Annotated in this window: 21 protein-coding genes and 1 pseudogene; 5 read left to right on the forward strand and 17 right to left on the reverse strand. The window is 66.1% G+C overall.

Annotated elements, in window-relative coordinates; translation table 11 throughout:
* Positions 1-36: 36 nt before the first annotated feature.
* The 14 genes from F9K07_RS29125 to F9K07_RS29190 form a co-directional block, all read right to left on the reverse strand.
* Positions 37-969, reverse strand: a complete 933-nt coding sequence (locus F9K07_RS29125) for a hypothetical protein (RefSeq protein WP_159596711.1) — start codon at positions 967-969, stop codon at positions 37-39.
* A gap of 3 nt (positions 970-972) precedes the next feature.
* Complete coding sequence (locus tag F9K07_RS29130; protein ID WP_159596712.1) at positions 973-1,908, reverse strand: ferritin-like domain-containing protein; 936 nt, start codon at positions 1,906-1,908, stop codon at positions 973-975.
* A gap of 28 nt (positions 1,909-1,936) precedes the next feature.
* A complete protein-coding gene (locus tag F9K07_RS29135) occupies positions 1,937-3,022 on the reverse strand; it encodes an NrtA/SsuA/CpmA family ABC transporter substrate-binding protein (RefSeq protein ID WP_159596713.1) in 1,086 nt (361 codons plus the stop codon).
* A gap of 57 nt (positions 3,023-3,079) precedes the next feature.
* Positions 3,080-3,793: an ABC transporter ATP-binding protein gene (locus F9K07_RS29140; protein ID WP_159596714.1), complete on the reverse strand. Its 714-nt coding sequence runs from the start codon at positions 3,791-3,793 to the stop codon at positions 3,080-3,082.
* The gene (locus F9K07_RS29145; protein ID WP_236581746.1) at positions 3,790-4,656 is read right to left on the reverse strand and encodes an ABC transporter permease subunit; all 867 of its coding nucleotides are present in this window, start codon (positions 4,654-4,656) and stop codon (positions 3,790-3,792) included. The genes F9K07_RS29140 and F9K07_RS29145 overlap by 4 nt, the downstream gene beginning before the upstream one ends.
* Before the next feature lie 62 nt (positions 4,657-4,718).
* Positions 4,719-5,588 carry a GntR family transcriptional regulator gene (locus F9K07_RS29150; protein ID WP_159596715.1) on the reverse strand — a complete coding sequence of 290 codons (870 nt, stop codon included), beginning with the start codon at positions 5,586-5,588 and terminating at the stop codon, positions 4,719-4,721.
* 203 nt (positions 5,589-5,791) lie between these two features.
* Positions 5,792-6,229, reverse strand: a complete 438-nt coding sequence (locus F9K07_RS29155) for a hypothetical protein (RefSeq protein ID WP_159596716.1) — start codon at positions 6,227-6,229, stop codon at positions 5,792-5,794.
* Positions 6,226-7,101, reverse strand: a complete 876-nt coding sequence (locus tag F9K07_RS29160; protein ID WP_236581747.1) for a heme ABC transporter ATP-binding protein — start codon at positions 7,099-7,101, stop codon at positions 6,226-6,228. The genes F9K07_RS29155 and F9K07_RS29160 overlap by 4 nt, the downstream gene beginning before the upstream one ends.
* A complete protein-coding gene (locus tag F9K07_RS29165) occupies positions 7,098-8,147 on the reverse strand; it encodes a FecCD family ABC transporter permease (protein WP_236581748.1) in 1,050 nt (349 codons plus the stop codon). The genes F9K07_RS29160 and F9K07_RS29165 overlap by 4 nt, the downstream gene beginning before the upstream one ends.
* Before the next feature lie 61 nt (positions 8,148-8,208).
* On the reverse strand, positions 8,209-9,090 hold the full coding sequence (locus F9K07_RS29170; RefSeq protein WP_159596717.1) for a heme/hemin ABC transporter substrate-binding protein: 882 nt from the start codon (positions 9,088-9,090) through the stop codon (positions 8,209-8,211).
* Positions 9,087-9,245: a hypothetical protein gene (locus F9K07_RS29175; RefSeq protein WP_201451614.1), complete on the reverse strand. Its 159-nt coding sequence runs from the start codon at positions 9,243-9,245 to the stop codon at positions 9,087-9,089. The genes F9K07_RS29170 and F9K07_RS29175 overlap by 4 nt, the downstream gene beginning before the upstream one ends.
* A complete protein-coding gene (locus F9K07_RS29180) occupies positions 9,242-10,318 on the reverse strand; it encodes a hemin-degrading factor (RefSeq protein WP_159596718.1) in 1,077 nt (358 codons plus the stop codon). Before F9K07_RS29180 ends, F9K07_RS29175 begins: the two co-directional genes overlap by 4 nt.
* A 25-nt stretch (positions 10,319-10,343) precedes the next feature.
* On the reverse strand, positions 10,344-10,676 hold the full coding sequence (locus F9K07_RS29185) for a hypothetical protein (RefSeq protein WP_159596719.1): 333 nt from the start codon (positions 10,674-10,676) through the stop codon (positions 10,344-10,346).
* A gap of 46 nt (positions 10,677-10,722) precedes the next feature.
* Entirely contained in the window at positions 10,723-12,963 is a 2,241-nt protein-coding gene (locus F9K07_RS29190) for a TonB-dependent hemoglobin/transferrin/lactoferrin family receptor (protein ID WP_159596720.1), read from the reverse strand.
* Between the two features lie 198 nt (positions 12,964-13,161).
* Between F9K07_RS29190 and bfr the strand changes: the two genes are divergently transcribed.
* The 5 genes and pseudogenes from bfr to F9K07_RS29215 all read left to right on the forward strand — a co-directional run.
* A complete protein-coding gene (gene bfr, locus F9K07_RS29195) occupies positions 13,162-13,638 on the forward strand; it encodes a bacterioferritin (RefSeq protein ID WP_159596721.1) in 477 nt (158 codons plus the stop codon).
* Between the two features lie 133 nt (positions 13,639-13,771).
* Positions 13,772-13,996, forward strand: a complete 225-nt coding sequence (locus tag F9K07_RS29200) for a (2Fe-2S)-binding protein (protein WP_159596722.1) — start codon at positions 13,772-13,774, stop codon at positions 13,994-13,996.
* Between the two features lie 236 nt (positions 13,997-14,232).
* Positions 14,233-16,560, forward strand: coding sequence for an NADP-dependent malic enzyme (locus F9K07_RS29205; protein ID WP_159596723.1), 2,328 nt, complete (start codon positions 14,233-14,235; stop codon positions 16,558-16,560).
* Between the two features lie 219 nt (positions 16,561-16,779).
* Positions 16,780-17,214: a ribonuclease domain-containing protein gene (locus F9K07_RS29210; protein ID WP_236581749.1), complete on the forward strand. Its 435-nt coding sequence runs from the start codon at positions 16,780-16,782 to the stop codon at positions 17,212-17,214.
* Positions 17,215-17,274: 60 nt separating this feature from the next.
* Positions 17,275-17,670 (forward strand): annotated as a pseudogene (locus tag F9K07_RS29215) (barstar family protein); the annotation flags it as partial.
* A 193-nt stretch (positions 17,671-17,863) separates the two neighbouring features.
* Here the strand turns inward: F9K07_RS29215 and rsmA are convergent.
* From rsmA to F9K07_RS29230, 3 genes are read right to left on the reverse strand one after another with little or no spacing between them, the layout of a single operon-like run.
* Complete coding sequence (gene rsmA / locus F9K07_RS29220) at positions 17,864-18,628, reverse strand: 16S rRNA (adenine(1518)-N(6)/adenine(1519)-N(6))-dimethyltransferase RsmA (RefSeq protein WP_159596725.1); 765 nt, start codon at positions 18,626-18,628, stop codon at positions 17,864-17,866.
* Positions 18,629-18,665: 37 nt separating this feature from the next.
* Complete coding sequence (locus F9K07_RS29225; RefSeq protein ID WP_159596726.1) at positions 18,666-20,060, reverse strand: peptidylprolyl isomerase; 1,395 nt, start codon at positions 20,058-20,060, stop codon at positions 18,666-18,668.
* Complete coding sequence (locus tag F9K07_RS29230; protein WP_236581750.1) at positions 20,053-22,530, reverse strand: LPS-assembly protein LptD; 2,478 nt, start codon at positions 22,528-22,530, stop codon at positions 20,053-20,055. Before F9K07_RS29230 ends, F9K07_RS29225 begins: the two co-directional genes overlap by 8 nt.
* Between the last annotated feature and the right edge of the window lie 83 nt (positions 22,531-22,613).

Below are 22,613 nucleotides of genomic sequence, written 5' to 3' on the forward strand. Positions count from 1 at the left end.
CCTCTCTCCGTTCTTCAATGGGTCTTTCGCGCGGACTCACACGAGCCCCAGGCGGTCATGCCGCATAAGGGGCAGTTCGATGTCGAGTTCGCCCAGCCGTTGGCGCGAGCGCGTGAGCCAGTCCAGCAACACCGCTTCTTCGTCGGCCGCGACGGCGGCTCCCAGGCCGGCTTGCGCGAGCAAGCGGCGATCCTCCCTGTCCTGCGCCGTGTCGATCTCGGTGGCCAGCGTGGGCACGTGGTAGCCCTTCCACAGGACCTCGCCGATCCAGCGGCCGATGTGCTCGGCCACGGCCGTGCGGGCGGTAGCGTCCATCTGCGCGGCGCGGTTCTCCAGGTACAACCAGCCGAAGGTGGCGTGGCGTTGCTTGGCCTGGGTGATCTTCTCCATCACCGTGGCCACCACGGGATGGCGGCTGTGCTGGCGGTACAGCGTGCTCAGGTCGAACTCCAGTCCGTCTTCCATCGCGCAGTGCACCGCCACGTAGGGGTCGAGCGGCTGGCGGCCGTCGAGTGCAAGCCGATAGCGGTGCTGGTTGAACACCGCTTCCCACGCGGGATTCACAGGGCGATCGAGGTAGCCGCCGAGGTTCTCGGCGATCTGGTGAAAGCACTCGATATGCCAGGCCTCTTCGGTGTTGCGCACGGTCAGGAAGTACTTGGGATCGGCCTCGCGCCCCATTTCCAGGCAGAAGCGCACCAGCAACGCGGGCGTCTCGGCCAGACCGGTGTATTCGGTCCAGGCGCGACGGCTCCAGACACGGCGCGCGGCGTCTCGCGTGGCTTCGTCGAAGGCGCTGGCGCGCAGGTCGTCCCAGACCACGTCGCGATAAGGATCCCAGCGCCCGACCTTGGCCTGCTCGTAGAGCGAGCGGATCGAATCGATGGTGGTGCTCAAACCCAGCGGAAAACGCTGCTCCACCAGGATGGCGGTGGTGCCGGTGCCAGGCGACGCTTGCAATGCGGTCATCCTTCAGATCTCCGTGTCGTACTTGTGGTGGCGGAACATCGGGATGTCGATGCCCCAGGCGTTCTTCATCTCCGCGCGGATGCGCGCCAGCGATGCAGCGAAGATGGGTTTCTCCAGTTCCTCGACGATGGCGCCCAGGCCGGCTTCCCAGGCCAGGCGGTCGTGCGCCATTTCGACTTCGGTGGAGGGTGACGAAGGCGCCAGCCACGCCGAGTGGTAGCCGTTGAGCTCGACCTTCTCGATCATGGTGATCACCGCCTGGCGCATGTTCTCGATCTCATCGGCTGTCATGTGCGGCAGGCGGCTCTGGATGAAGTGCCAGCCGAACGCGCAGTGGCGTACCTCGTCGCGCATGATGAATTTGCAGATCTGGCGCGCCACCGGGTTGGGCGTGATCTCCACGAGGTGACGGAACACGTCGAACGCGATCTCCTCGGCCGCGCACACCAACGCGGCAATGGTGCTCTCCAGGCTGGCATCGGGATCGAGCGCAGCGCGGCGCACGCCGTGCGTGGCCACAGCGCCCTGGTACTCGGTCTTGGCCGGCGCTTCGAAATAGCCACCGAGTTTCTCGGCCATGCGGTAGCAGGCCTCGGCATGGCGCGACTCTTCTTGCGAACGCAGCGTGAAGTAGAGCTGCATGTCGGGCGCGAACTTGCCCACGCAATAGCGAATCTGCAGCGTCGGGCTCTCGGAGATCGCGCCGTACTCGCTCCAGGCGCGCCGGCTCCAGTAGTAACGCGCGCCCAAGCGCTGCTCTTCGGTGTAGTCCTCGGGGCGCAGGGCGTCCCAGTCCACATCGGTAGCGGGGTTCCACTGGTTGTGCGTGGCGTTGCGCAGCAGGTCGCGGATGCGCGGGATGCGCACGCCCAGGTCGAGCGGGAAACGCTGCTCGGGACGGTCCAGGATGGTGGGTACTTCGAGATACGCGGTGCTCATGAATGGCTTTCGGGGATGGCGGTGGACATCAGGCACTGCGCCGCAGCTCGGCCGCGACGGCGTCGCGCACGTTCGGCGGTGTGGCGCTCATGAGCCACTCCTTGATCTTGATTTTTTCCGGGTAGATCTTGAGTTCGTGGAAGCTGTCGGCCAGGCGTTGCACTTCGTTGGCGGTGTTCTCGTCGACCGCTTTGAGGCTGCCCGCGCCGGAGTACGAGAGCAGGCGGTTCTTGGCCAGGTAGAGGTACACGTCGTGCTCCATCGGATTGTTGCCGAAGCCGCCGAGCTTCTGGAACTGGCCCACCACCTCTTCGGGCTTGGCCTCGAGCTGGCGCTGCGCGTCGCGCACGTTGCGCAGCAGGATGGCGACAGCTTCGGGATGGTCCTTGGCGAACTGTTCGCGCGCGACGAAGAAGCCGTAGTCGTAGGTCTTCACGCCGGGCAGCATGGTGGCGTTGTAGCGGCGGCGCGCCAACTCCATCGTGGGCTGCCACGACAGCCAGGCGTCGATGCGCTTGTTGGCGAAGGCGGCTTCCGCATCGGGCGCGGCCAGGTTCACGTACTGGATGTCCGAGAGCTTCATGCCCGCAGCCTCGAGTGTGCGCACCAGGGCGTAGGTGCCGGTGGTACCGCGGTGGTCGGCCACGCGCTTGCCCTTGAGGTCCTGCACGCTCTTGATGCCCGAGTCGGCGTGGACCAGCAGGTAGCAGGTGTCGCTGGGCAAGGGATACACGCCCAGCGGCACCACCGGCACCTTGCCGCCCACCGCGTAGATCATGGCGGTGGAGGTGGCGAAGGAGAAGTCGATCGCGCCACCGCGAATGGCTTCAATGATGGGCAGCGTGGCGGGGAAGCCCGGGCGCCAGTCGATCTTGGCGCCCCCCAGGTCCTTCGACGGGTTCATGCCGCCGATGCCGTAGCGCAGCACGGTGCCCGGCTCGGCCTTGCCTTCGCCGATCAACGCGTAGCGGATGGACGCGGGCATCTTGCCCTGCGCCAGGGACAGGCCGGGCACGGCGCTCAGCACGGTGCCGCCGGCGGCGGCCGTCAACAGCGAACGGCGCGACAGCGCGCAGGACGATGGGGAGCAAACAGACGAAGACAGGCTAGACATCGGGAACTCCATGAAAGTGGTGAAAGAAGGCGGGGAAGGTGGTAACGGACAAAGAGCTCAATGGATGAGACTCTCGAGAAGCGACTCTTTCATCTTGGCGAGATGGGCGTCGCCGCGGTGGCGCGGGCGTGGCAGGTCGATGCGGATGTCTTGCAGCACGCCGCCGTCGCCGATGACGATCACGCGGTCGGACAGCACCAGGGCCTCCTCGACGTCGTGCGTGACGAGCATGACGGTGCAAGGCTTCTCCAGCCAGAGCCTCTCGAGCAGTTGCTGCGCGGTCACCCGGGTGAGCGCGTCCAGCGCGCCGAAGGGTTCGTCGAGCATCAGCCAGTCCGGGTGCTGAATCAGCGCGCGCGCTAGTGCCACGCGCTGGCGCTGGCCACCCGAGAGCTGCGAGGGCCACAGCGTTTCCTTGCCCTGCAGGCCAACGGCCTTCATGAGTGTGAGCGCGTCTTGTTCGCGGCCGTTGAGGCCCAGTTGCACGTTCTGCAACGCGGTGCGCCACGGCAGCAGGCGGTCTTCCTGGAACATCACGCGGATGGTGGGCGGCGCGTGGTCCGCGCGCTGCCCCACAGGCGAGATCTGGCCGCGCACCGGCTTCTCCAGTTTGGAGATCAGGCGCAGCAAGGTGCTCTTGCCGGTGCCGCTGGCGCCCAGGAAGGAGACGAAGCTGCCAGGCTCGATGTCGAGATCGAGACGGTCGAACACGCGGCTGGCGCCGTAGCTGTGACCCAGGTCGCGGATCTGGAGGCCGACGACGGCGTTCATGGTTGGGCTCCTCGGGGTTGGTAGCTGCTGTGCCAGCGAAGCACGCGCGCTTCGACCAGGCGGGTCAATTGGTCGGCCAGCAGGCCGGCGAACGAATAGATCAGGATGGCCAGGATGACGCGGTCGTTGCGCATCATTTCGCGCGCGTTCTGCGCGATGAAGCCAATGCCGTCCTGCGCGTTGATGGTCTCGGCCACCACCAGCGTGAGCCAGGCCACGCCGAGTGAGTAGCGGATGCCGGTGAGGATGGAGGGCATCGCACCCATGAGGATGACGTCGCGGATCAGCTCCCACTGGTTCAGGCCGTAGGCGCGGCCCAGCTGGATGAGGCGCGCGTCCACGTTCTTGATGCCGTTGACCGTGTTCAGGTACACCGGGAACAGCGTGCCCATGGCCACGAGAATGATCTTGGGCTCTTCGCCGATGCCGAACCACGCGATCATCAAGGGCACGAGCGCGAGGTGGGGCACGACGCGCACCATCTGCAGCGTGCGGTCGACCAGGCCTTCGGCCACGTTGGACATGCCGACCAGGAAGCCCAGCACCAGGCCGAGCGTGGCACCGATGCCGAAGCCCGCGGCGATGCGCATCAGGCTGACCCCGATGCCCTTCTGCAGCTCGCCCGTTTCCATCAAGTCGAGCGCGGCCTGCAGCACAGCGGTGGGTGCCGGCAGCGTGCCGGGCGAGACCCAGGCAAAGGTGGCCGACGCTTGCCACAGGATCAACGCACAGATCGGCACGATCCAGGGCAGCAGGTGGTGGAAGTTGAAGCGCGGCGGGCGCGCGCGTATGGCGCTGGCGGCCTGCGCGGCGGCGGACTCCAGCGGCGGGGCAACGGCGGATGAAGAGCTGGGCGATGTCACAGAGATTCCTTTGGAGAAGGGGTGTGAGAAAGGGCGGAAGGCGGGCCGACGAAGCGCAGTGCTCAGGTCGGCGCGCGGGCCATGTCGCTGGGCAGATCGGTCGTCGCGTCGTCGTTGATGTGGAATTGGCTGACGCCGCCTGCGTCCTTGGCGCCGAGGTCCACCGAGAAGCCGCAGCGCATGCGCTTGGCCGGGTAGATGGAGCGCCCACACATCACGGGCATGTCGGTGTCGGTGTAATAGACCATCTCGCGCACCAGCAACGGGCTGTACGGATCGAGCTGCAGCATCTGCTCACCCTCCTCGCCGGCCAGAGAGGCCTCAATGCGGTTGTCGCCCCGGCGCAGCCGCACGCGGCGCTTGAGCAGGTCCAGCAGCGACTGGCTGGCCGCTTCGGAGCGCTGCATGGAGTCGCCGAAGTCGGGGTGGATGTAGCGGTAGTCGTACGACACCGGGCCGCTGGCATCGCTTCGCATGCGCTCCACCTGCAGCACCAGCGTGCCTTTGGGAATGCGCAGCATGGCCGCCACCTCGTCGCTGCAGGGCAGCATGTCAAAGCGCGCCAACGTGAGCGAAAGCGGACGGCCGCTGCGCGCCCACTGCTCGGGCAGGTTCATCGAAGGGTCGAAGGCTTCGTCAAAGCGCTCGCGGTTGACGAAAGTGCGGCTACCGCGTTGGCGCGAAAGAAAGCCTTCGCTGGACAGGCGCTGCAACGCCTGGCGCACAGTGGCGCGGCTGACGTCAAAGATGCTGCACAGCTCGCTCTCGGAATAGAAGGCATCGCTCGGGTAATCACCGCGCGCGATCATGTCCTGCAGGCGGTGCACCACCTGCGCGTACAGCGGCAGCGGCGACATGCGGTCCAGGGAAATCGTGCGCCCGCCACTGGCCGGGCGCTTCTGAAGAACATCGAGATCGTCGGAGGTGTTCATGCCTATTGTCATCTTGTTCGCAAGTACGTACATGTCAATATACGTTCATTGAGCAAGACCCGGGCCAGGGTAAACACCAGTAAAAATCGCCGTTCAGCACAAAAAACACGCGCCTAATCGCCCCAAAAGCGCCCGTAGCGCACCAGAGAGGTGAGCGCAGCCCCGCGTTGCCGGGCGTCGGGGAAAAATAGTGTGAACAGGCCCTAGGCGGTCGAGGTCCGTGGCGTGGCCACGTGCTCGCAAGCCACGCCCGTGCGCCGGCACTGGCCGTCGGCCTCCAGCCAGGGGTGGGCATGTCCGACGCAGCCGGTCTGGCAGATCACGCCACTGGCCTCGGCCATCGCTGCGGCTTCAGCGGCTGCAGCGAACATCTGCGCGCGCTGCGCCAGCGGTCGCATCGCACCCGTCATGCTCAAGCCCCAGAACAGGCTGGTGCGCGTGACGACGAGCTGGGCGCGCAACTGCACCACCTCGCACTCCAGGACCTGCACCCGCTGCGCGTTGGCCCGCATCAACTCGCCCACGCGACGCTGCACACTGGCAAGCTGGCGCGTGAGGGCCGCGTGTTCCACCGCGATCTCGCGCGCGGCCAGGCTGTCCTGCCGTGCGGACGGCATGGCGACTGTGGTGGTCAATGTCATAGGTTGTGGTCCTTCCCTGGCATGTGCGGCACAGCGGCCGCGATGAGCAATTGCGGCACGCCGTCGGCCGCGCGGACGGTGCTGGCCTGTACCTTCCAGACCTCCTGCACCAGCGCAGGCCGCAGCACACGCGCCGGGTGGCCGCTGGCGCGCAACGCACCCTGGTCGAGCACCCACAAGCGGTCGGCATAGCGCAATGCGAGGTTGGGATCGTGCAGCACCGCGAGCACGCCCACGCCTTGTTCGCGCGCCCAGCGCCGCACCATGCCCAGGGTCTCGTGCTGGTGGCGCAAATCGAGCGCGGCGGTGGGCTCGTCGAGCAGGAGCCAGCGCGGCGCGCCATCGGCGCAGGGCTCCCAGATCTGAGCCATCACCCGTGCGAGCTGCGCGCGTGCGCGTTCACCGCCGCTCAGGCTGGCGATGGCGCGCTGCGCCAGGTGGGCCACGCCGGTGGCCTGCAGGGCGGCCTGCACGATCGCGGCCTCCTGTCGCGAGGGCTGCAGATGGTGCGGGTAGCGCCCGAGCGCCACCACGTCCTGCACCTGAAAGTCGAAGGCCACTGCCGTGTCCTGCGGCAACACCGCGCGGTGGCGCGCGAGCCGGTGCACTTGAGCCGGCGTCACGGCGTGGCCGTTGAGGGTGACCTGGCCACTGTCGGGCGCGCGCAGGCCCGCCAGCACCGAGAGCAGGGTGGACTTGCCCGCGCCGTTGGGGCCGAGGATGGCCCCCACATCACCGGGGACGAGTTGCAGGTCCACCCCTTGCAGCAGCGCGCGGCCGGCGGCGCACACGCCCACACCACGCGCGCACAGGTCCTCGCGCTCGCTCAACACGGGGACCGCGAGCACAGCGTCAAAATGGCGCGCGTTCACAGACGCCTCCCGTGCGCGCTTCGCAGCAGCAGCAGGAAAAAGGGCACGCCCACGACCGCCGTGAGCACGCCCAATGGCAACTCGGCCGGTTGCAGGACGGTGCGCGCCACCGCATCGGCCAGCAACACGAGCACCGCGCCCAGCAGCGCGGAGCCGGGCAGCACCCAGCGGTGATCGGGACCGGCCACCAGCCGCACCATGTGCGGCGCGACGAGGCCGATGAAACCGATGATGCCGGTGGTGGCCGTGACCGCTCCCACAGCCAGTGCCGTGGCCACGATGGCGATCTGCTTCACGCGTTCGATCCGCACACCGAGCAGCACGGCCTGCGCTTCGCCCAGCGCGAGCGTGTTGAGCGGGCGCGCCAGGCGCAAACCCACCACGCCCGCCAGCAAGGTGATGGTCCCCACCAGCCCCACCGCACTCCAGCGCGCGCCGCCCAGGCTGCCCAGCAGCCAGAACTGCAGGTTGCGCAACTGCTCGTCGGTGGCGAGGAAGTTGAGCAGACCCAAACCGGCACCGGCCAATGCGTTGACCGCAATGCCCGCCAGCAGCATCAGCCCCACGCGCGTGCCGCCCTCGCCGCGCGAGAGCAGGTAGATCAGCACCGTGACCGAGAGTCCCCCGGCAAAGGCCATGAGCACCAGCGTCCAGCTGCCCAACGCGCGCGGCAGGTCCGGGAACCAGGCATTGCCCATGACGATGGCGCATCCTGCGGCCAGCGCCGCGCCGCTGCTCACACCGATCAGGCCGGGATCGGCCAGCGGGTTGCGAAAGAGACCCTGCATGAGCGCACCGGCCAGGCCCAGGCCAGCGCCCGCCACCAGTCCCAGCACCAGGCGTGGCAGACGGATGTTGAAGAACACGAGTTCGGCACCGCTGCTGCCGGTGCGGCCCGAGACTGCACCCCGCAACACCGCCGGCAGATCCTGCAAGGGCAGGCTGTACGCGCCCTGCCCCGCAGCCCAAACCAGCGTGACCGCCAGCAACGCACCGAGCGTGCACAACAGGGCCGGCCCCGAGAGGCGTCCCGGCACGGCGCTCACGGGACTACCCTCCGTGCTGCGCACTGCGGGGCCGAGCGCCTTCGGAGCGGCCGGGCGGCGCTCACGCCCTCACCACGCGGTCGTGCAGGCGTTCGACCACGTCGGGCATGCGGGGGCCGAAGCCCAGCAGCTCCAGTGCGTCCAGGTGCACCAGGGCGTTGGATGCGCTGTGGCGCGCATAGACCGGCGTGAGCGCCAGCTCGGGGCGCCGCCAGAACGCGGCCTCGCCGCCGATGGCCTCGATGCCCTGGGTGGTCGTCAGGATCACATCCGGCGCGGCCTGCGCCATGGCCTCTGCGGTCATGGGCCGGTAGCCCTTGAACCCGCTGAGGGCGTTGCGCGCACCCATGAAGCGGATCACGGCATCGGCGGCCGTCTGCTCGCCCGACACCTGTGGGCTGCCGCTGTGCGAGAGCACGAACAGCACCTTCGGCGCCGGCCCCTTGAACGCCTGCACGCGCGCACCCACCACCTGCCAACGCGCGTCCAGCCGTGCCTGCAAATCGCGCGCAGCGGCTTCGCGGTTCGCGGCGCGGCCCACGGCGGCGACCTTGCGGCGCACCTCGTCCCAACGGTGGTCGGCGGCGATGAGTTCCACGCGCACGCCGGCACTGCGCAACTGGTCGAGCACCACAGGCGGGCCGGCGTCGGTGCCGGCGATCAGCGCATCGGGCCGCAAAGCGAGCAGGCCTTCGGCCGAGAGCTGGCGCATGTAGCCCACCTTCGGCGTGGCCAGCGCGGCGGCCGGGTAAAGGCTGGTGGTATCGGTGCCCACGAGCTGCTGCTGCGCACCGAGCGCATACACCACCTCGGTGATCCCACCGCCCACCGTGATCAGGCGCGGCGCTCCGGCCGCCAGGAGGCCCAGCGGCGAGGAAGCCGCGGCCAAGGCCGAGAGCCCCTGCAGCGCGCGCCGCCGAGAGAGGGGAAGTGGCAATGTCATGGCAGGTCGACACAGAAGTACGCCACGCCGCCGCCCTCGCAGCGCTGCACGAAGCCCAGATCGGCGTTGAAGCGTTTGGAGAGCTCGAAGTCCTTGGCAGGCACGAAGGCTTTGATTTCAACCGCCTGCAGGGCGGTGCTGACGGGCGCGTTCATGCAGGGGCCTCCACGCGCATCTGCCGCAGGTGCGCGACGATCCGACGCCAGGCGGGCAACTCGCTCTGGCCCGGTTTGCGCGCACCGAAGAACATCGCCATGGGTTCGCCACGGTCGTCGAACGCTTCCACCGAGGTCACCACGCCGTCGGCGGTGGGTTTCTCGACCACCCATGCATGGGCAATACGGTCTTCGCGCAGGTGCAGGTTGAAGCCCGCGTCGAGCACGTTGAGCCAGGCTTTGCCGTGGATCTCCATCGGTTCGATGCGCCGCACGGGGCCGGTGTGGATCTGGATGCAGCCCGGGCTGCCCACGAACACCATGATGGGCGTGCCGTCGAACGCCGCTTCCGTCAGCAGGTCGCGCAGCGCCGTGGTGGGTACGCGGTGCGTGAAGCGGCCCTCGACCAGCCGAAAGCTGTGCTGGCGCTCCAGGCCGAACTGCTTGAGCAGACCGAAGAACTGGTGCGTGTCGGTCATCGCACTCCAGGCGTTGCCAAAGGCGTTGACGTCCGGCGAAGGCGGCAGCACCGCAGCGGACGGCGCGGCGCGTTCGACGAAGGCGCGCGCGGACGTCGTGTCGGTGTGTTGTTCGATCACGGCGCGCCATGCGTGCAAATCGGTCGGCTCGCGCACGTAGATCTTGTGCACCGCCACGCCATGGCGGTCGAAGAACTGCAGACTCGGCGTGCCCATGCCGGGTTGCGATTTCGATGCCTCGCTCACCGCGAAGCCGGCATGCCACTGCGCAAAGAAGAGCCGCAGGTCGATGTCTTCGCCCAGCGCCAGGCCCACGTGCCCGCTGGCCGACAGCTTCTGGTACACGCCGGTTTTCTCGTGCACCACTGTCTCGTTGCGCGTGAGCGCCATCAAGGGACCACAGGGCTCCAGGGACTGCAGCAGGCTCAGCCAGTCACCGCGCAAAGGCGTGGCGTGCAAGGGTGCTTCGTGTGTACCGGCATGGGCGGCGATGGCCGCGCCTTCGCTCAGGTCGATCGACTCGGCGGCCTCCTTGGCGCGCAGGCCACCGGCGCGAGCGGACTGGAAAGCGGTTCGAATATCGCGGGCTTGCATCGTGTTCCTTCTGATCGAGATGGCCTCAATGCACGCTCGCAGGTGCGGTGTGCCACAGGGGCGTGGGTCCGGGCTCGGGCGCCACGGCCTGCGCTGCGTTTTCCAGCTCCAGCTGCCAGCGCGTGCGCAAATTCGCCACCATGATCTGCATGGGCGGCGTGAGCTGCGGGTGGGCCGACAGGCAGAACAGGTTGGACACCAGCTTGCGCGCCATGTGTGGGCGGTGCGGGCAATCGCGCGCGCTTTGCGCATAGCCGGTCATGAGCGCGAGCGTGCCGGCCAGCAGGGCTTCCATGCTGGGCAGCGTGTACTCCTCGTCCTGGGCATCGAAGCATGCATCGTGCGGGGTGGTGGGCATGGCGTGTGGCTCCTGTGAAGTGGCTGTTTGGGAAGTGGGCGGCGGGCTAGAACTCGGTGACGAGCGCCAGCGAGATGGCGCGCCCCGGCGCGGTGTAAGCGTCCAGCACCGGCGAGTTCGAGGCCACGCCGACGACGTTGCCCCACTCCCAGTACTTGCGGTCGGTCACGTTGTGGATCGCCGCGCTCAACCGCGTGGAACGGTTGACCTGCCAGCTCGCGCGCAGGTCCAGCGTGGTGTAGGACGGTGGTGCGAACTGATTGGCAATATTCGGGCTCGCGGTGTTGATGTCGCTGCGCGCCTTCTTGGCCGTGTATGCCAGCGAAGCGCCGAGCTTCCAGTCGCCCAGGCGGTGGTCCACCCCCAGCACCAGGCGCGCCGGGTTGACGCTGTTGAGTGGCGCACCCAGACGCGTGTCCTTGCCTTTGGTCTGCCCATAGGCCAAGCGCAGATCCGTGGCCGAGCCCAGCACGAGTTTCCCCTTGAGTTCGAAGCCGCTCAGACGCACCTGACCGCGGTTGATGGCCTGGTAGGTCAGCGGGTCCAGCGGATTGCCCGCGGTCCCGCTCACCGGCACGAGCTCGTCGATGAAATCCTTGTAGCGGCCGCTGAAGACCGCGGCCTCCCACTGCACCGGCCCCACCTTGTCGCGCGCGCCCAGCTCCAGCGTGCGGCTGGTCTCGGGCTTGAGGTTCGGGTTGGGAACGGTGCGGTAGCTCGCCGGGATGTTCTGGAAATTGTTGTTGAGCTGCAGCGCGCTCGGCGCCTTGAAGCCGGCGGCCACGTTGGCGAACAGATGGAGTTCCTGCGCTGGGCGGAAGATCACACCGAGCTTGGGCGAAAACGCGGTGTCCGACAGGCTGGCGGCCTGCAACGGGTACAGCGCATGGTTCGCGGCCTTGAGGTCGAAGCGGTCGTAGCGCAGCGCCGGAATCACGCTCCAGCGGTCGGTGGCGAATTCACTCTGCACGAACAGTGCGGCGTTGGTCTCGCGTGTCGGCGGGAAGCGCTTGAGCGGGTAGCTCTCGTAGCCCGGCGCGCCGGTGCCGGTGACGAGGTTGTCCATCTTCGAGACCGACACATCGGCGCCATACACCAGCTTCTGGCTCCAGTCGGCGCCCAGTGCACGCGTTTTTTCGGCCTGCAGCACGCCTTGCCAAAGTTTCTCGTTGTACGTGACGTCGCGCGAACGGCTGGTGGGTGGCGGCGATGTGCGCAACTCGCTCGCCACCTCTTGCGATTCGGCCTGCTGGTAGCCCACGGTGGCGCGCAACTCGTCGGCCCAGGCTGTGCCGAGCTTGAAGCGGCCATCCCAACTGAGACGCGTGCGCTGCATGTCGCTGGTGCCATCGAGATCCAGCACACCGGTCGCGGTGGCACTGCGGCCGCTGTACGCCTCGATCTCACCGGACTTGTCCACGTGCTCGAGCGTCAGCGTGTGCCGCTGTCCACCTCCGGGCGTCAGAACGACCTTGCCCAGCGCGGACACACTCTTGTCCTTCTGTGGATTGGGCGCCGTGCGGTTGCTGTTGAGCGCATGGTTCTCGCCCAGGTTCTCCAGCGCCTCGCTGCGGCCGAGTTGCACGCTGCCCAGCCACTGCACGGTATCGCTGGGCTGGCCGACCAGCGTGACGCCCACGCCGCGGCCGCGTTCCTCGGAACTGGCCCGCACGCCCACACGTCCGCCGAAGGTCTGTCCGGTCTTGAGCAAATCCTTGGGCTCGGTGGTGAACATCGCCACCATGCCAGCGAGTCCGTCGGAGCCGTAGAGCGCAGAACTGGCGCCGCGCACGATTTCCACGCGCGAGATGAGGCCCAGGTCGTAATAGTCGCGGCCAAACGAAGCCGAGCCGAACACGCCACTGGTGAGTTCGCGCGGAACGCGGATGCCGTCCACCGTGAGCAGCACGCGATTGCCGTCGAGGCCGCGCAGGTTGAAGCCGGCATTGCCCTCGCGCCCGTTGGAGCCCACTTGCGGGCCGTTGACCGCGGCAAAGCGCTGCGCTGCTCGGCGCACGCTCATGTTGGGAACTTCGCGCGCGAGATCGCGGATGTCCTGCACGCGCGCGGGATCAAGATCCTCGCCAGTGATCACGTCGACGCTGGCCGGCACCTCTTCGATCGCGCGCTCGCTGCGCGAGCCGCTCACGACCACTTCGCGCAAAGTGCCAGGGCCGCTGGCTTGCGCCGCGGCAGAACCAGCCAGCAGCGCGAGGCAGGCCGCGCACAAAGGGCTGAGCGCACGCCGGGAATGGGAAAGGAAGCGAGGGGAATGGGAAGCAGACAAGACGGCACCTGAATCCAAAGGGTTGGAGGACGAGGCTGGCGTCTTGTCTCCAGGGAAACGCCCTGGGCACTGGCTGGCAGATCGCTGATTATATGAGAACGATTCTCATTTGCAAGCTGAACCGATTCTCAAAACTGAAACGCCCAAGTGCTGCGCGCACAATGCGCGCCTCTCAACAAAAAAATGGAAGGAAAACCCATGAAAGGCGACGCCAAAGTCATTGGCCACCTGCAGGCCCAGCTCAAGAACGAGCTCACGGCGATCAACCAGTATTTCGTGCACTACCGCATGCTCAAACACTGGGGCCTGGACAAGCTTGCAGCCAAGGAATACGCAGAATCCATCGGCGAAATGAAGCATGCCGACAAGCTGATGGACCGCATCTTCACACTCGATGGCCTGCCCAATCTGCAGGATCTGGGCAAGCTGCACATCGGCGAAGACGTGCCCGAAATCCTCAAAAGCGACCTCGGCCTGGAAACCGGCGCACAGGCCACCATCAAGGACGGCATTGCCCATTGCGAATCGGTGCGCGACTACGTCTCGCGCGACCTGCTGCAGGCGATCCTGGACGATACGGAAGAACACATCGACTTCCTGGAAACCCAGATCGACCTCGTCGGCAAGGTCGGCATCCAGAACTACCTGCAGAGCCAGATGGGCGAACTCAGCTGATCCGCAAGGCGTCCCACTTTCACCACAAAGCCCCGGTCTGTCCGGGGCTTTTTTTTGGACTTTTGAATACGATCAATTATCATTTGCGAACTTGTTGCGGCCCCCAAGGCTGTTTTCCCAGGTACCCACATCCATGATCGTTTGCGTTTGCCATCGCGTCAGTGACCAGACCATCGCACGTTGCGCGCGATCGGGCATGGCCTTTGACGACCTCCAGCTGGAGCTGGGTGTGGCCACGCAATGCGGCCAGTGTGAGTCCTGCGCCCGCGCGCTGTGGTCGGAATGCACACCGCAGCAATCGGTGGTGCACCTGCAGCTGCACCCCGCGACGACGCCGGCCCAGGCAGCGGCCGCCTGATCGCCGATCTGCAGCAAGTCCCTCCTGACTTTCCCTGCCTGCCTCTCGCAGGCCGCAAGCCCTGCCGCATACTGCGTCCAAGGGCGCTGGTGCAGATCCCACCGATTTCCCGCTGAAAAGTCAAAAGCGTCACAACGCCCGTGCCGCTCAAGTACTGCGGGTTTTCCCGATCACTCCATTTAGAATGCGCAATTCGATTCCGCATTGCAAGACAACAACTCGCTGGAGACACGAGCATGAGCATGGAAAACACCGTCGAGAACAAGCGCGCCGAGCTGCGCCGCGCCGCCCTCAAGTACCACGAGTTCCCCGTTCCCGGCAAAGTGGCCATCGCCGCCACCAAGCAACTCGTCAACCAGCGCGACCTGGCGCTGGCGTATTCACCCGGCGTGGCCGCGCCCTGTGAAGAGATCGTGGCCGACCCGATCAACGCCTTCAAGTACACCAGCCGCGGCAATCTCGTGGCTGTCATCACCAACGGCACCGCCGTGCTCGGCCTGGGCGACATCGGCCCGCTGGCAGCCAAGCCCGTGATGGAAGGCAAGGGCGTGCTGTTCAAGAAGTTCTCGGGCATCGATGTGTTCGACATCGAGATCAACGAGAAGGACCCGGACAAGCTGGTCGAGATCATCGCCTCGCTCGAACCCACGTTCGGCGGCATCAACCTCGAAGACATCAAGGCGCCCGACTGCTTCTACGTGGAGCGCAAGCTGCGCGAGCGCATGAAGATCCCGGTTTTCCACGACGACCAGCACGGCACCGCCATCGTGGTCGGCGCGGCCATCCTCAACGGCCTGAAAGTGGTCGGCAAAGACCCGAAGAAGGTCAAGCTCGTGACCTCGGGCGCCGGCGCCGCAGCATTGGCTTGCCTGGGCCTGTTGGTCAAACTGGGCATTCCGCGCGAAAACATCTGGGTCACCGACCTGGCCGGCGTGGTCTACGAAGGCCGCACCGAGCTGATGGACGAGGACAAAATCCAGTTCGCACAAAAGACCGATCACCGCACGCTCACCGACGTGATCGCGGACGCCGACATCTTCCTGGGCCTCTCGGCCGGTGGTGTGCTCAAGCCCGACATGGTCCGAAAGATGGCGGCCAGACCCATCATCCTCGCCTTGGCCAACCCGAACCCCGAGATATCACCCGAAGACGTGAAGTCGGTGCGTGACGACGCGATCATGGCGACCGGACGCACCGACTACCCGAACCAGGTCAACAACGTCCTGTGCTTTCCGTACATCTTCCGCGGCGCGCTCGATGCCGGTGCCTCGACCATCACCGATGAAATGGAAGTCGCCGCGGTGCATGCCATCGCCGAGCTGGCACAAGCCGAACAAAGCGAAGTGGTGGCCGCAGCCTATGCGGGTGAAAAGCTGGCTTTCGGTCCCGAGTACCTCATTCCCAAACCCTTCGATCCGCGTCTGATGATGAAGATCGCGCCAGCCGTGGCGCAGGCGGCGGCCGACAGCGGCGTTGCATTGCGGCCCGTGGCCGACATGGCCGCCTACCGCGAAAAACTGCAGAGCTTCGTGTTCGCTTCGGGCACCACCATGAAGCCGATCTTCGCCGCCGCGAAGGTGGCGGCGCGCAAGCGCGTGGCGTATGCGGAAGGCGAAGAGGAACGCGTGCTGCGCGCCTGCCAGATCGTGGTCGACGAAGGCCTGGCGCGGCCCACCTTGATCGGTCGCCCAGCCATCATTGCGCAACGCATCGAGAAATTCGGCCTGCGGCTGCGCGAAGAGCTCGACTACGACGTGGTGAACGTCGAACAGGACAACCGCTACCGCGACTTCTGGCAGACCTACCATCGCATGACCGAACGCAAGGGCGTGACGCAGCAACTGGCGAAGATCGAAATGCGCCGCCGCCTCACGCTGATCGGGGCGATGCTGCTGCACAAGGGCGAGGTCGACGGCCTGATCTGCGGCACCTGGGGCACCACCCAGCACCACCTGAAGTACATCGACCAGGTCATCGGCAAGCGCGCCGGCGGAAGCCCCAGCACCGCGCAGGACGTGCAGATCTATGCCTGCATGAACGGCCTGATGCTGCCCGGGCGCCAGGTGTTCCTGGTCGACACCCACGTGAACTACGACCCCACACCCGAAGAACTGTGCGAGATCACCGTCATGGCGGCCGAGGAAATGCTGCGCTTCGGCCTGCAACCGAAGGTGGCCCTTCTGTCGCACTCCAACTTCGGCTCCAGCGACGAACCGAGTGCCGTGAAGATGCGCCGCACGCTGGCGCTGCTGCGCAACCAGGCACCGTGGCTGGAGGTAGACGGCGAAATGCACGGCGATGTGGCGCTGGACGCTGATGCGCGCAATACCCTCATGCCCAACAGCACGCTCCAAGGCGGGGCCAATCTGTTGGTGCTGCCCAACATCGACGCGGCCAACATTTCTTACAACCTGCTCAAGACCGCTGCAGGCGGCAATATCGCCATCGGACCGGTGCTGTTGGGTGCAGACAAGCCGGTGCACATCCTGACCCCCAGCGCCACCGTGCGGCGCATCGTCAATATGACAGCGCTGACCGTGGCCGACGCCAACGTTTCGCGTTGAAGTCTGCTGAAAAAGCAAGCGCTAACTTTTTCAAACGTTTCTGAGGCAAGGCTTTGCTGATCTTTTCAGCAAAGCCTTGCTTTTCACCCCCATCTCAGGCACACTAGCGCGCTTGGAATTCAGGGTTAACCCGCCCCTTGAACGGTCAAAAAATTCGTACTTTCGTGCTGATTTTTGCGTTTTTGCCGCGGATTGGCCCCATCAGGAGCTAGTGGTTTCATGGATCTGAAACAGGTCCGGACGCGTTTCAAAAGCACCAGGGGAATGGCCTCCAAGGCCTTGGCGATCACGTTGATCGCCGCACTTGGCACCATACTGGTGCAAGCCCGAACCCCTGATGCCGCAGCCGCCGGATCCAACGCCGCCGTGATGGTGGAAGTTTCAGGTTTGCCGGTGCAGGGCCAGGAAGTGCTCGGCCGGATTCGACAAGGCGGTCCGTTTCGCTACGACAAGGACGGCTCGGTGTTTGGCAATCGCGAACGCCTGTTGCCAGGTGAAAAGCGCGGGTACTACCGGGAATACACGGTGCCCACCCCTGGGGTTCGGCATCGGGGAGCCCGACGGATCGTGTGTGGGGGGTTCAAGCCCCGGGTTCCTGACACGTGTTATTACACCGAAGACCACTACAGCAGCTTTCGGCTGATCCTGCAGTGAACCTTCGGCGGTGTGAACGGTTTTTTTTATTCAACTTTGACCTTAGAAAGAGACACGGAGATGGACACGCCACTTCGTAACGTACGTTCCAACATCGTCCAGTCGATCCGCGCCCATGGCGTGAAAGACCTGCAGGCCGCGGCCGAGCACTTGGGACACCACTTCCTGTACGCCAATCTGGCAAAGGCCCAGAGCAAGCAGGACGTGCTGGAATTGATCGCTGCGCAATACACCCTGCCGGCGCACTTCGGCAAAAACTTCGATGCGCTGTACGACTGCATGACCGACATGGTCCACAAGTCGGGTCCGCAGACCGGCTTCATCGTGGTGCTGGAACACATTCCGGCACACGCCAAGTTCGACAAGGAAGCACGTGAGCAGTTGCTCGACATCTTCCGCGATGCCGCCGACTACTGGTCCGACCGGAAGATCCCGTTCCGCTGCTTCTATTCGTTCTCCGTGGCGCGCGCGCCCAAGGGCGAAGAGCCGATCGAGGTGCAGACCGATGAACCGATGCCCACCGACAAGATCCTGGATGTGAGTCCGATGGCGTTGCGCATGAGCAGCCCCTTCAACGCGGGTTACTGGCTGGCCGCAGCCTGACCCTCGAAGCAACGGGAAAAAGCCGCGACGCCTGCCGCGGCTTTTTTTACGCCTGCAGGGCCTGCATCAAGCCGACGTACTCGCCCACAGGCACCTCTTCGGCCCTTCGCTGCAGGTCGAATCCGCCGCTGTAGCCTTGTTCGTCGAGCCAGCGGCCCAGGGTGTTGCGCAGGATCTTGCGGCGCTGGCTGAAGGCCACCTGCACCATCGCCCCAAAGCGCACGATGTCGATGTTCGGCGGCTCGGCCAGCGGCAACATCCGCACGATGGCACTGTCGACGCGCGGGGGCGGATCGAAGCTCTCCGGCGGTACGAACAGCACGTTGTCCATGGCGTAACGCCATTGCAGCATCACGCTCAGGCGACTGTAGTCGGCCGTGGCGGGACGCGCGACCATGCGGTCGATCACTTCCTTCTGCAGCATGAAGTGCTGATCCCGCACCACGTCGACGTGGCCGAGCAGATGGAACAGGATGGGCGTGGAAATGTTGTAGGGCAGGTTGCCGACGACGCGCAGCTTCTGCGCTGGCCATCGCAGCGACAACGCGGTGAAATCCACCTTCAGCACATCCGACTCGATCACATCCAACTGCCCGTGGGACCGCAACCGGGCAGCGAGGTCCCGGTCGAGTTCGATCACGGCCAGCCGCCCCAGGCGCTCGACCAAGGGTTGCGTGAGCGCGGCCAAGCCCGGCCCGATTTCGACCATCGCATCGCCGCGCGCAGGCGCAATGGCGGCCACGATGGCGTCGATGATGGCGTCGTCGGTCAGAAAGTGCTGACCAAAACGCTTGCGGGCGATGTGTTTCATGCCATGTGGCCGTCGCTCGACCCAGCGGAACTATGCCTCACGGCTGCGGGGCTTCCCGAAGCTCCACAAACGCGCGGCCCCGCACGTCCTGTGCCCAGGTGTTCAAGGCCTCGTCGATCTTTTTCTCGCGCACCAGGCCACGCACCATCTCACGTTGATCGCGCTGCGACAAAGTGTTCTGGCGGCGCTCTTCCACGCGGATGAGGTGCACACCGAAACGGGACACCAGCGGCTCTGACATCTCGCCAGGCCGCAGGTTGGCCATGGCCTGCTCGAACTCGGGCACGAACTGGCCGGGATTGGCCCAGCCCAAGTCGCCGCCCTGCGGGGCCGAACCATCCTGGCTGTGTTCGCGCGCCAGGGCTTCGAAAGTCGCCTGGCCGCTGGCAATCTGCTGGCGATAGCCGGCCAAGCGCGACAACGCCTCGGCTTCGCTGAGTTGGGCACTGGTGCGCAACAGGATGTGGCGCGCACGGGTCTGCGTGATGGTGGCACCCGGCATGGCGCCTTGGCGCTTGTCGACCACCTTGAGCACGTGGAAACCGGCGGGGCTGCGCAAGGGGCCTGCCACACCACCGACGTTGAGCGCGCGGGTGGCGTTGACGAAGAGCTCGGGCAGGCGGTTCGCTGCGCGCATGCCGAGCAGGCCCCCGTTGGCCCGCTCGGGCGCATCGGAGAATTCGCGTGCCACGGCAGCGAAATCGCCCCCCGCACGCGCCCGTTCTGCGGCCTGTTGCGCGCGTGCCTGCAACTCCTGCACCCGCTGTTCACTGGCGCCTTCGGGCACGGTCACCAGCACGTGCCCCAGATTCAGTTCCAGGCTATCGGCCGAGCCGCTGCCCTGCTGATCGCGGATGAATTCGTCGATGTCTGCCTCGCTCACGCGCACGCGCGAGTCCACTTGCCGCTCATGGATGCGTTGCAGCAGAATCTGCCGGCGCAGGTCGCCGCGAAAGCGGTTGATGTCCAGGCCTTCGGCCGCGAGGCGCCGGCGAAGTGCCTCGGGCGTCATCTGGTTCTGAGCCGCAACGCTCAGCTCGGCCTGCGTCACGGCGGCTTCGTCCACGGTGATCCCGAGTTCGGTGGCCTGTTGCAGCTGCGCGCGCTCGTTGATGAGCTGCTCGAGCACTTCGCGCGCCAGCACCTCGCGCGATGGCATGGCACCACCCCGTTCGCTCAGTTGCTGTTCCACACGCGCCAGACGCTGGCGCACCTCGCTATTGGTGATGGGTTCGGAGTTGACCAGGGCGACGATGTAGTCGGCGGTGGCCTGCCCCGTCGCGGGTGCGGATGTCGGCGGACTCGGATTGCGCGGTACATTGAGCTGGCCCGAGGGGCGCAGGCCCTGGGCCTGCGCCGCACTGGTCCACAACAGAGAAGCACACAGGCACCAGGCGGACAGGCGTGATGGAGCGGTAGAACGGTCAGTCATATTGGGTGAACCGGCTGGGCGGGTTGATTTCTTCGCGCAGGTATTGGTAGCGCGGCACGTTTTCCTTGAGTGTCTTCAAGGGATTGGATCCCAGGCGGGAGAAACCGCTGAATTCCAGCTGGAACAGGATGCGCTGGTTGGCGGTCAGCGCGCTGCGTTGCAGGCGCTCGACCACGACACGGCCAATCCAGCAACCCGCATCGTACTCAAAACCGGCGACCAGATCGACCACCTTGCGGTCGGGCACGCTGTAGTTGATGCGGCCGACCGCGTACCACTGGCCTTCCCCCAGGGCACGCCCCGGCACGCTGGTGCGCGGTTCGTCCCACAGGTCGTTGAGCGGCCATTGCCAACCGAATTCGTACTGTTCGCTCACGCCGCGCTGCAGCCGGTACGCGGCGCTGAGCACGCGGTAGCGGCTGGGCGTGTAGCGCGCGGCCAGCGTCGTGCGCACGGACTCGCGGCTGCCCGGGCTGTATTGGAAGTTGGTGTCCACCATCCACTTCGGGCTCCACTGCACGCGTGTGGCCAGGAGGATGTCGCTCAGACGCTCCTGCACGGGGTCGCCCCCGGGCAGGCCACTGGCGTTGGGCAGGAAGACGTTTTGGTTGCGGATGAGGTAGCGTTGGGCCAGGCCCACGCGCACGATTTCCGCGCCCGATTCAGGGTCCAGCAGGCGCGAGCTCGCGCCCACGGTGATGGCGCGGGTGTCGGAGATGCGGTCGTTGCCGCCGAACACGTTCTCCGAAAAGATGGTGGCGAAGTTGAAGTCGTTCGCCGCGGAGTCGTAGTTGGGCAGCATGCTCTGGTCGCGGTAGGGCGTCCAGGTGAAGAAGGCGCGCGGCTCCAGGGTCTGCACGAAGTTGCGGCCGAAGTAACGGGCATCGCGCTCGAAGATCAACCCACCGTCCAGGCTCACGGTGGGCAGCACGCGCGAGGCGGAGCGCGAGCCGGTGGCGATCGGGGAGTCGAACTGGTATTGGGTGGCGTGCAACTGCGCGCGCGGCTTGATGAACCAGCCCGGCGCCTCCCAGCGCCGGCTCAGTTCGGCAATCGTCATGGAGCGCGACCCATTGGTTTGCCCGGTGAGGCGGGGGTCGGATTCGAAGCGGGTGTAGTCGCCCGTCACCGACCAATGCCAGTCGTTCACGCCGGCGATGCGCGCGTCGCCTCGGCTGTAGCGCAGCGCCACCGAGGGCATGCGGTCGTACGGCGGCGTGATGGGCGAGTCGATGTCCTGCAGGGTCTGCCAGCTGTAGGCGCCCGCGCTCAAGGCCCAGGGCCCGCGGTTCCAGCTGTACACGGCGTTGGCCGCGAGCAGGCGGTTGGTCAACGAGGCCGTGGCGCGCGGGAAGTCGCGCCAGTAGTTGTCGTCGCTCACGCGGTTGATGTCGAGCCGCAAGCCCGCCGACCCGCCCAGCCCCAGCCGCGAGCCGCTCAGGTTCTGGTCGTGGATCCAGCTGTAGCCCCAGCGGTTGGCGTCGCGCAGTGGGTCCGACGGCATGAACGCACCGCGCACCTGGCCATAGTAGCTGGGCTGCAGGTAACGCACCTCGGCGCCCAGGTCGACACCGCGCTTGCTCATCAACGTGGGGTAGAGCGTGGCGTCGAGGTTGGGCGCAATGTTGAGGTAGTAGGGCACGGTGAGTTCGAGCCCGTTGACGTTGTCGAGGTTGATCGTGGGCGGCAACAGCCCCGACTTGCGCTTGTCGCTGAGCGGGAAGGTGAAATATGGCCAGCCCAGGATGGGCACGCCCTTGAACTCGACCACGCCACCGGTGGCCTTGCCCATCTCTTCGACGTTGTCGAATTCGATCTTGGTGGCGCGCACGAGCCAGGCGGGCATCCAGTCGGCGCCGGGCACGCGCGGGCAGGTGGAGTAGCGCGCGTTGTGCGCCACGCCATGGTCTGCATCCAGAAAATCGATCCGGCTGGCGTCGCCCTTGCCTTCGTTCTTGAGCAGCGTGAACTCGGGTTCCTCGAACTGGCCCTTGAACGTGTCCACGTTGATCTGCAGCTCGGGGCCTTCAAAGCGGTCGCCGCCGCGGTTGATCAACACGTTGCCGCTGGCCTTGGCTTCGCCGTCGCGCTGGTCGTATTCCAGCCGGTCGCCCTTGATCACCATGTCGTGGCGGCGCAGTTCGGCGCTGCCTTCGACGGTGGTCACGCCTTCGGTCTGGCTTTCCAGGCGGTCGCCCGAGACGAAGGTCGGCGCCTGCTTCTGCACGTCTTCGGGCAGGTTCTCCTGCAACATGCGGCTGCCCTTGAGCTGGGCCGCGGGCGTGGGTGCCACTGGTTCGTCACCATCGCCCGATTGCGCGAGCGCCCAGCCCGGCGCCACGAGCGCACCCAGGGCGATCGCTGCGAGCAGGCCTTGCACCGCGCGCGCCACGGGCGCTGCCACGAACAACGGGGCGGCGAGCAGGCCGCGCGAGCGGTGGGTAGGTAGCGGTTCGGTGCGGCGCTTCAAGGGAATGGGACTTCGATGGCCAGGCCGCCAGAACGGGCATGAAAGCCGGCCGCTGCCTGCAGGGTGGGTTTGTAGAATCTCTG

The sequence above is a fragment of the Hydrogenophaga sp. BPS33 genome (assembly GCF_009859475.1).
In the GTDB taxonomy this organism is placed as follows: Bacteria; Pseudomonadota; Gammaproteobacteria; order Burkholderiales; family Burkholderiaceae_C; genus Hydrogenophaga.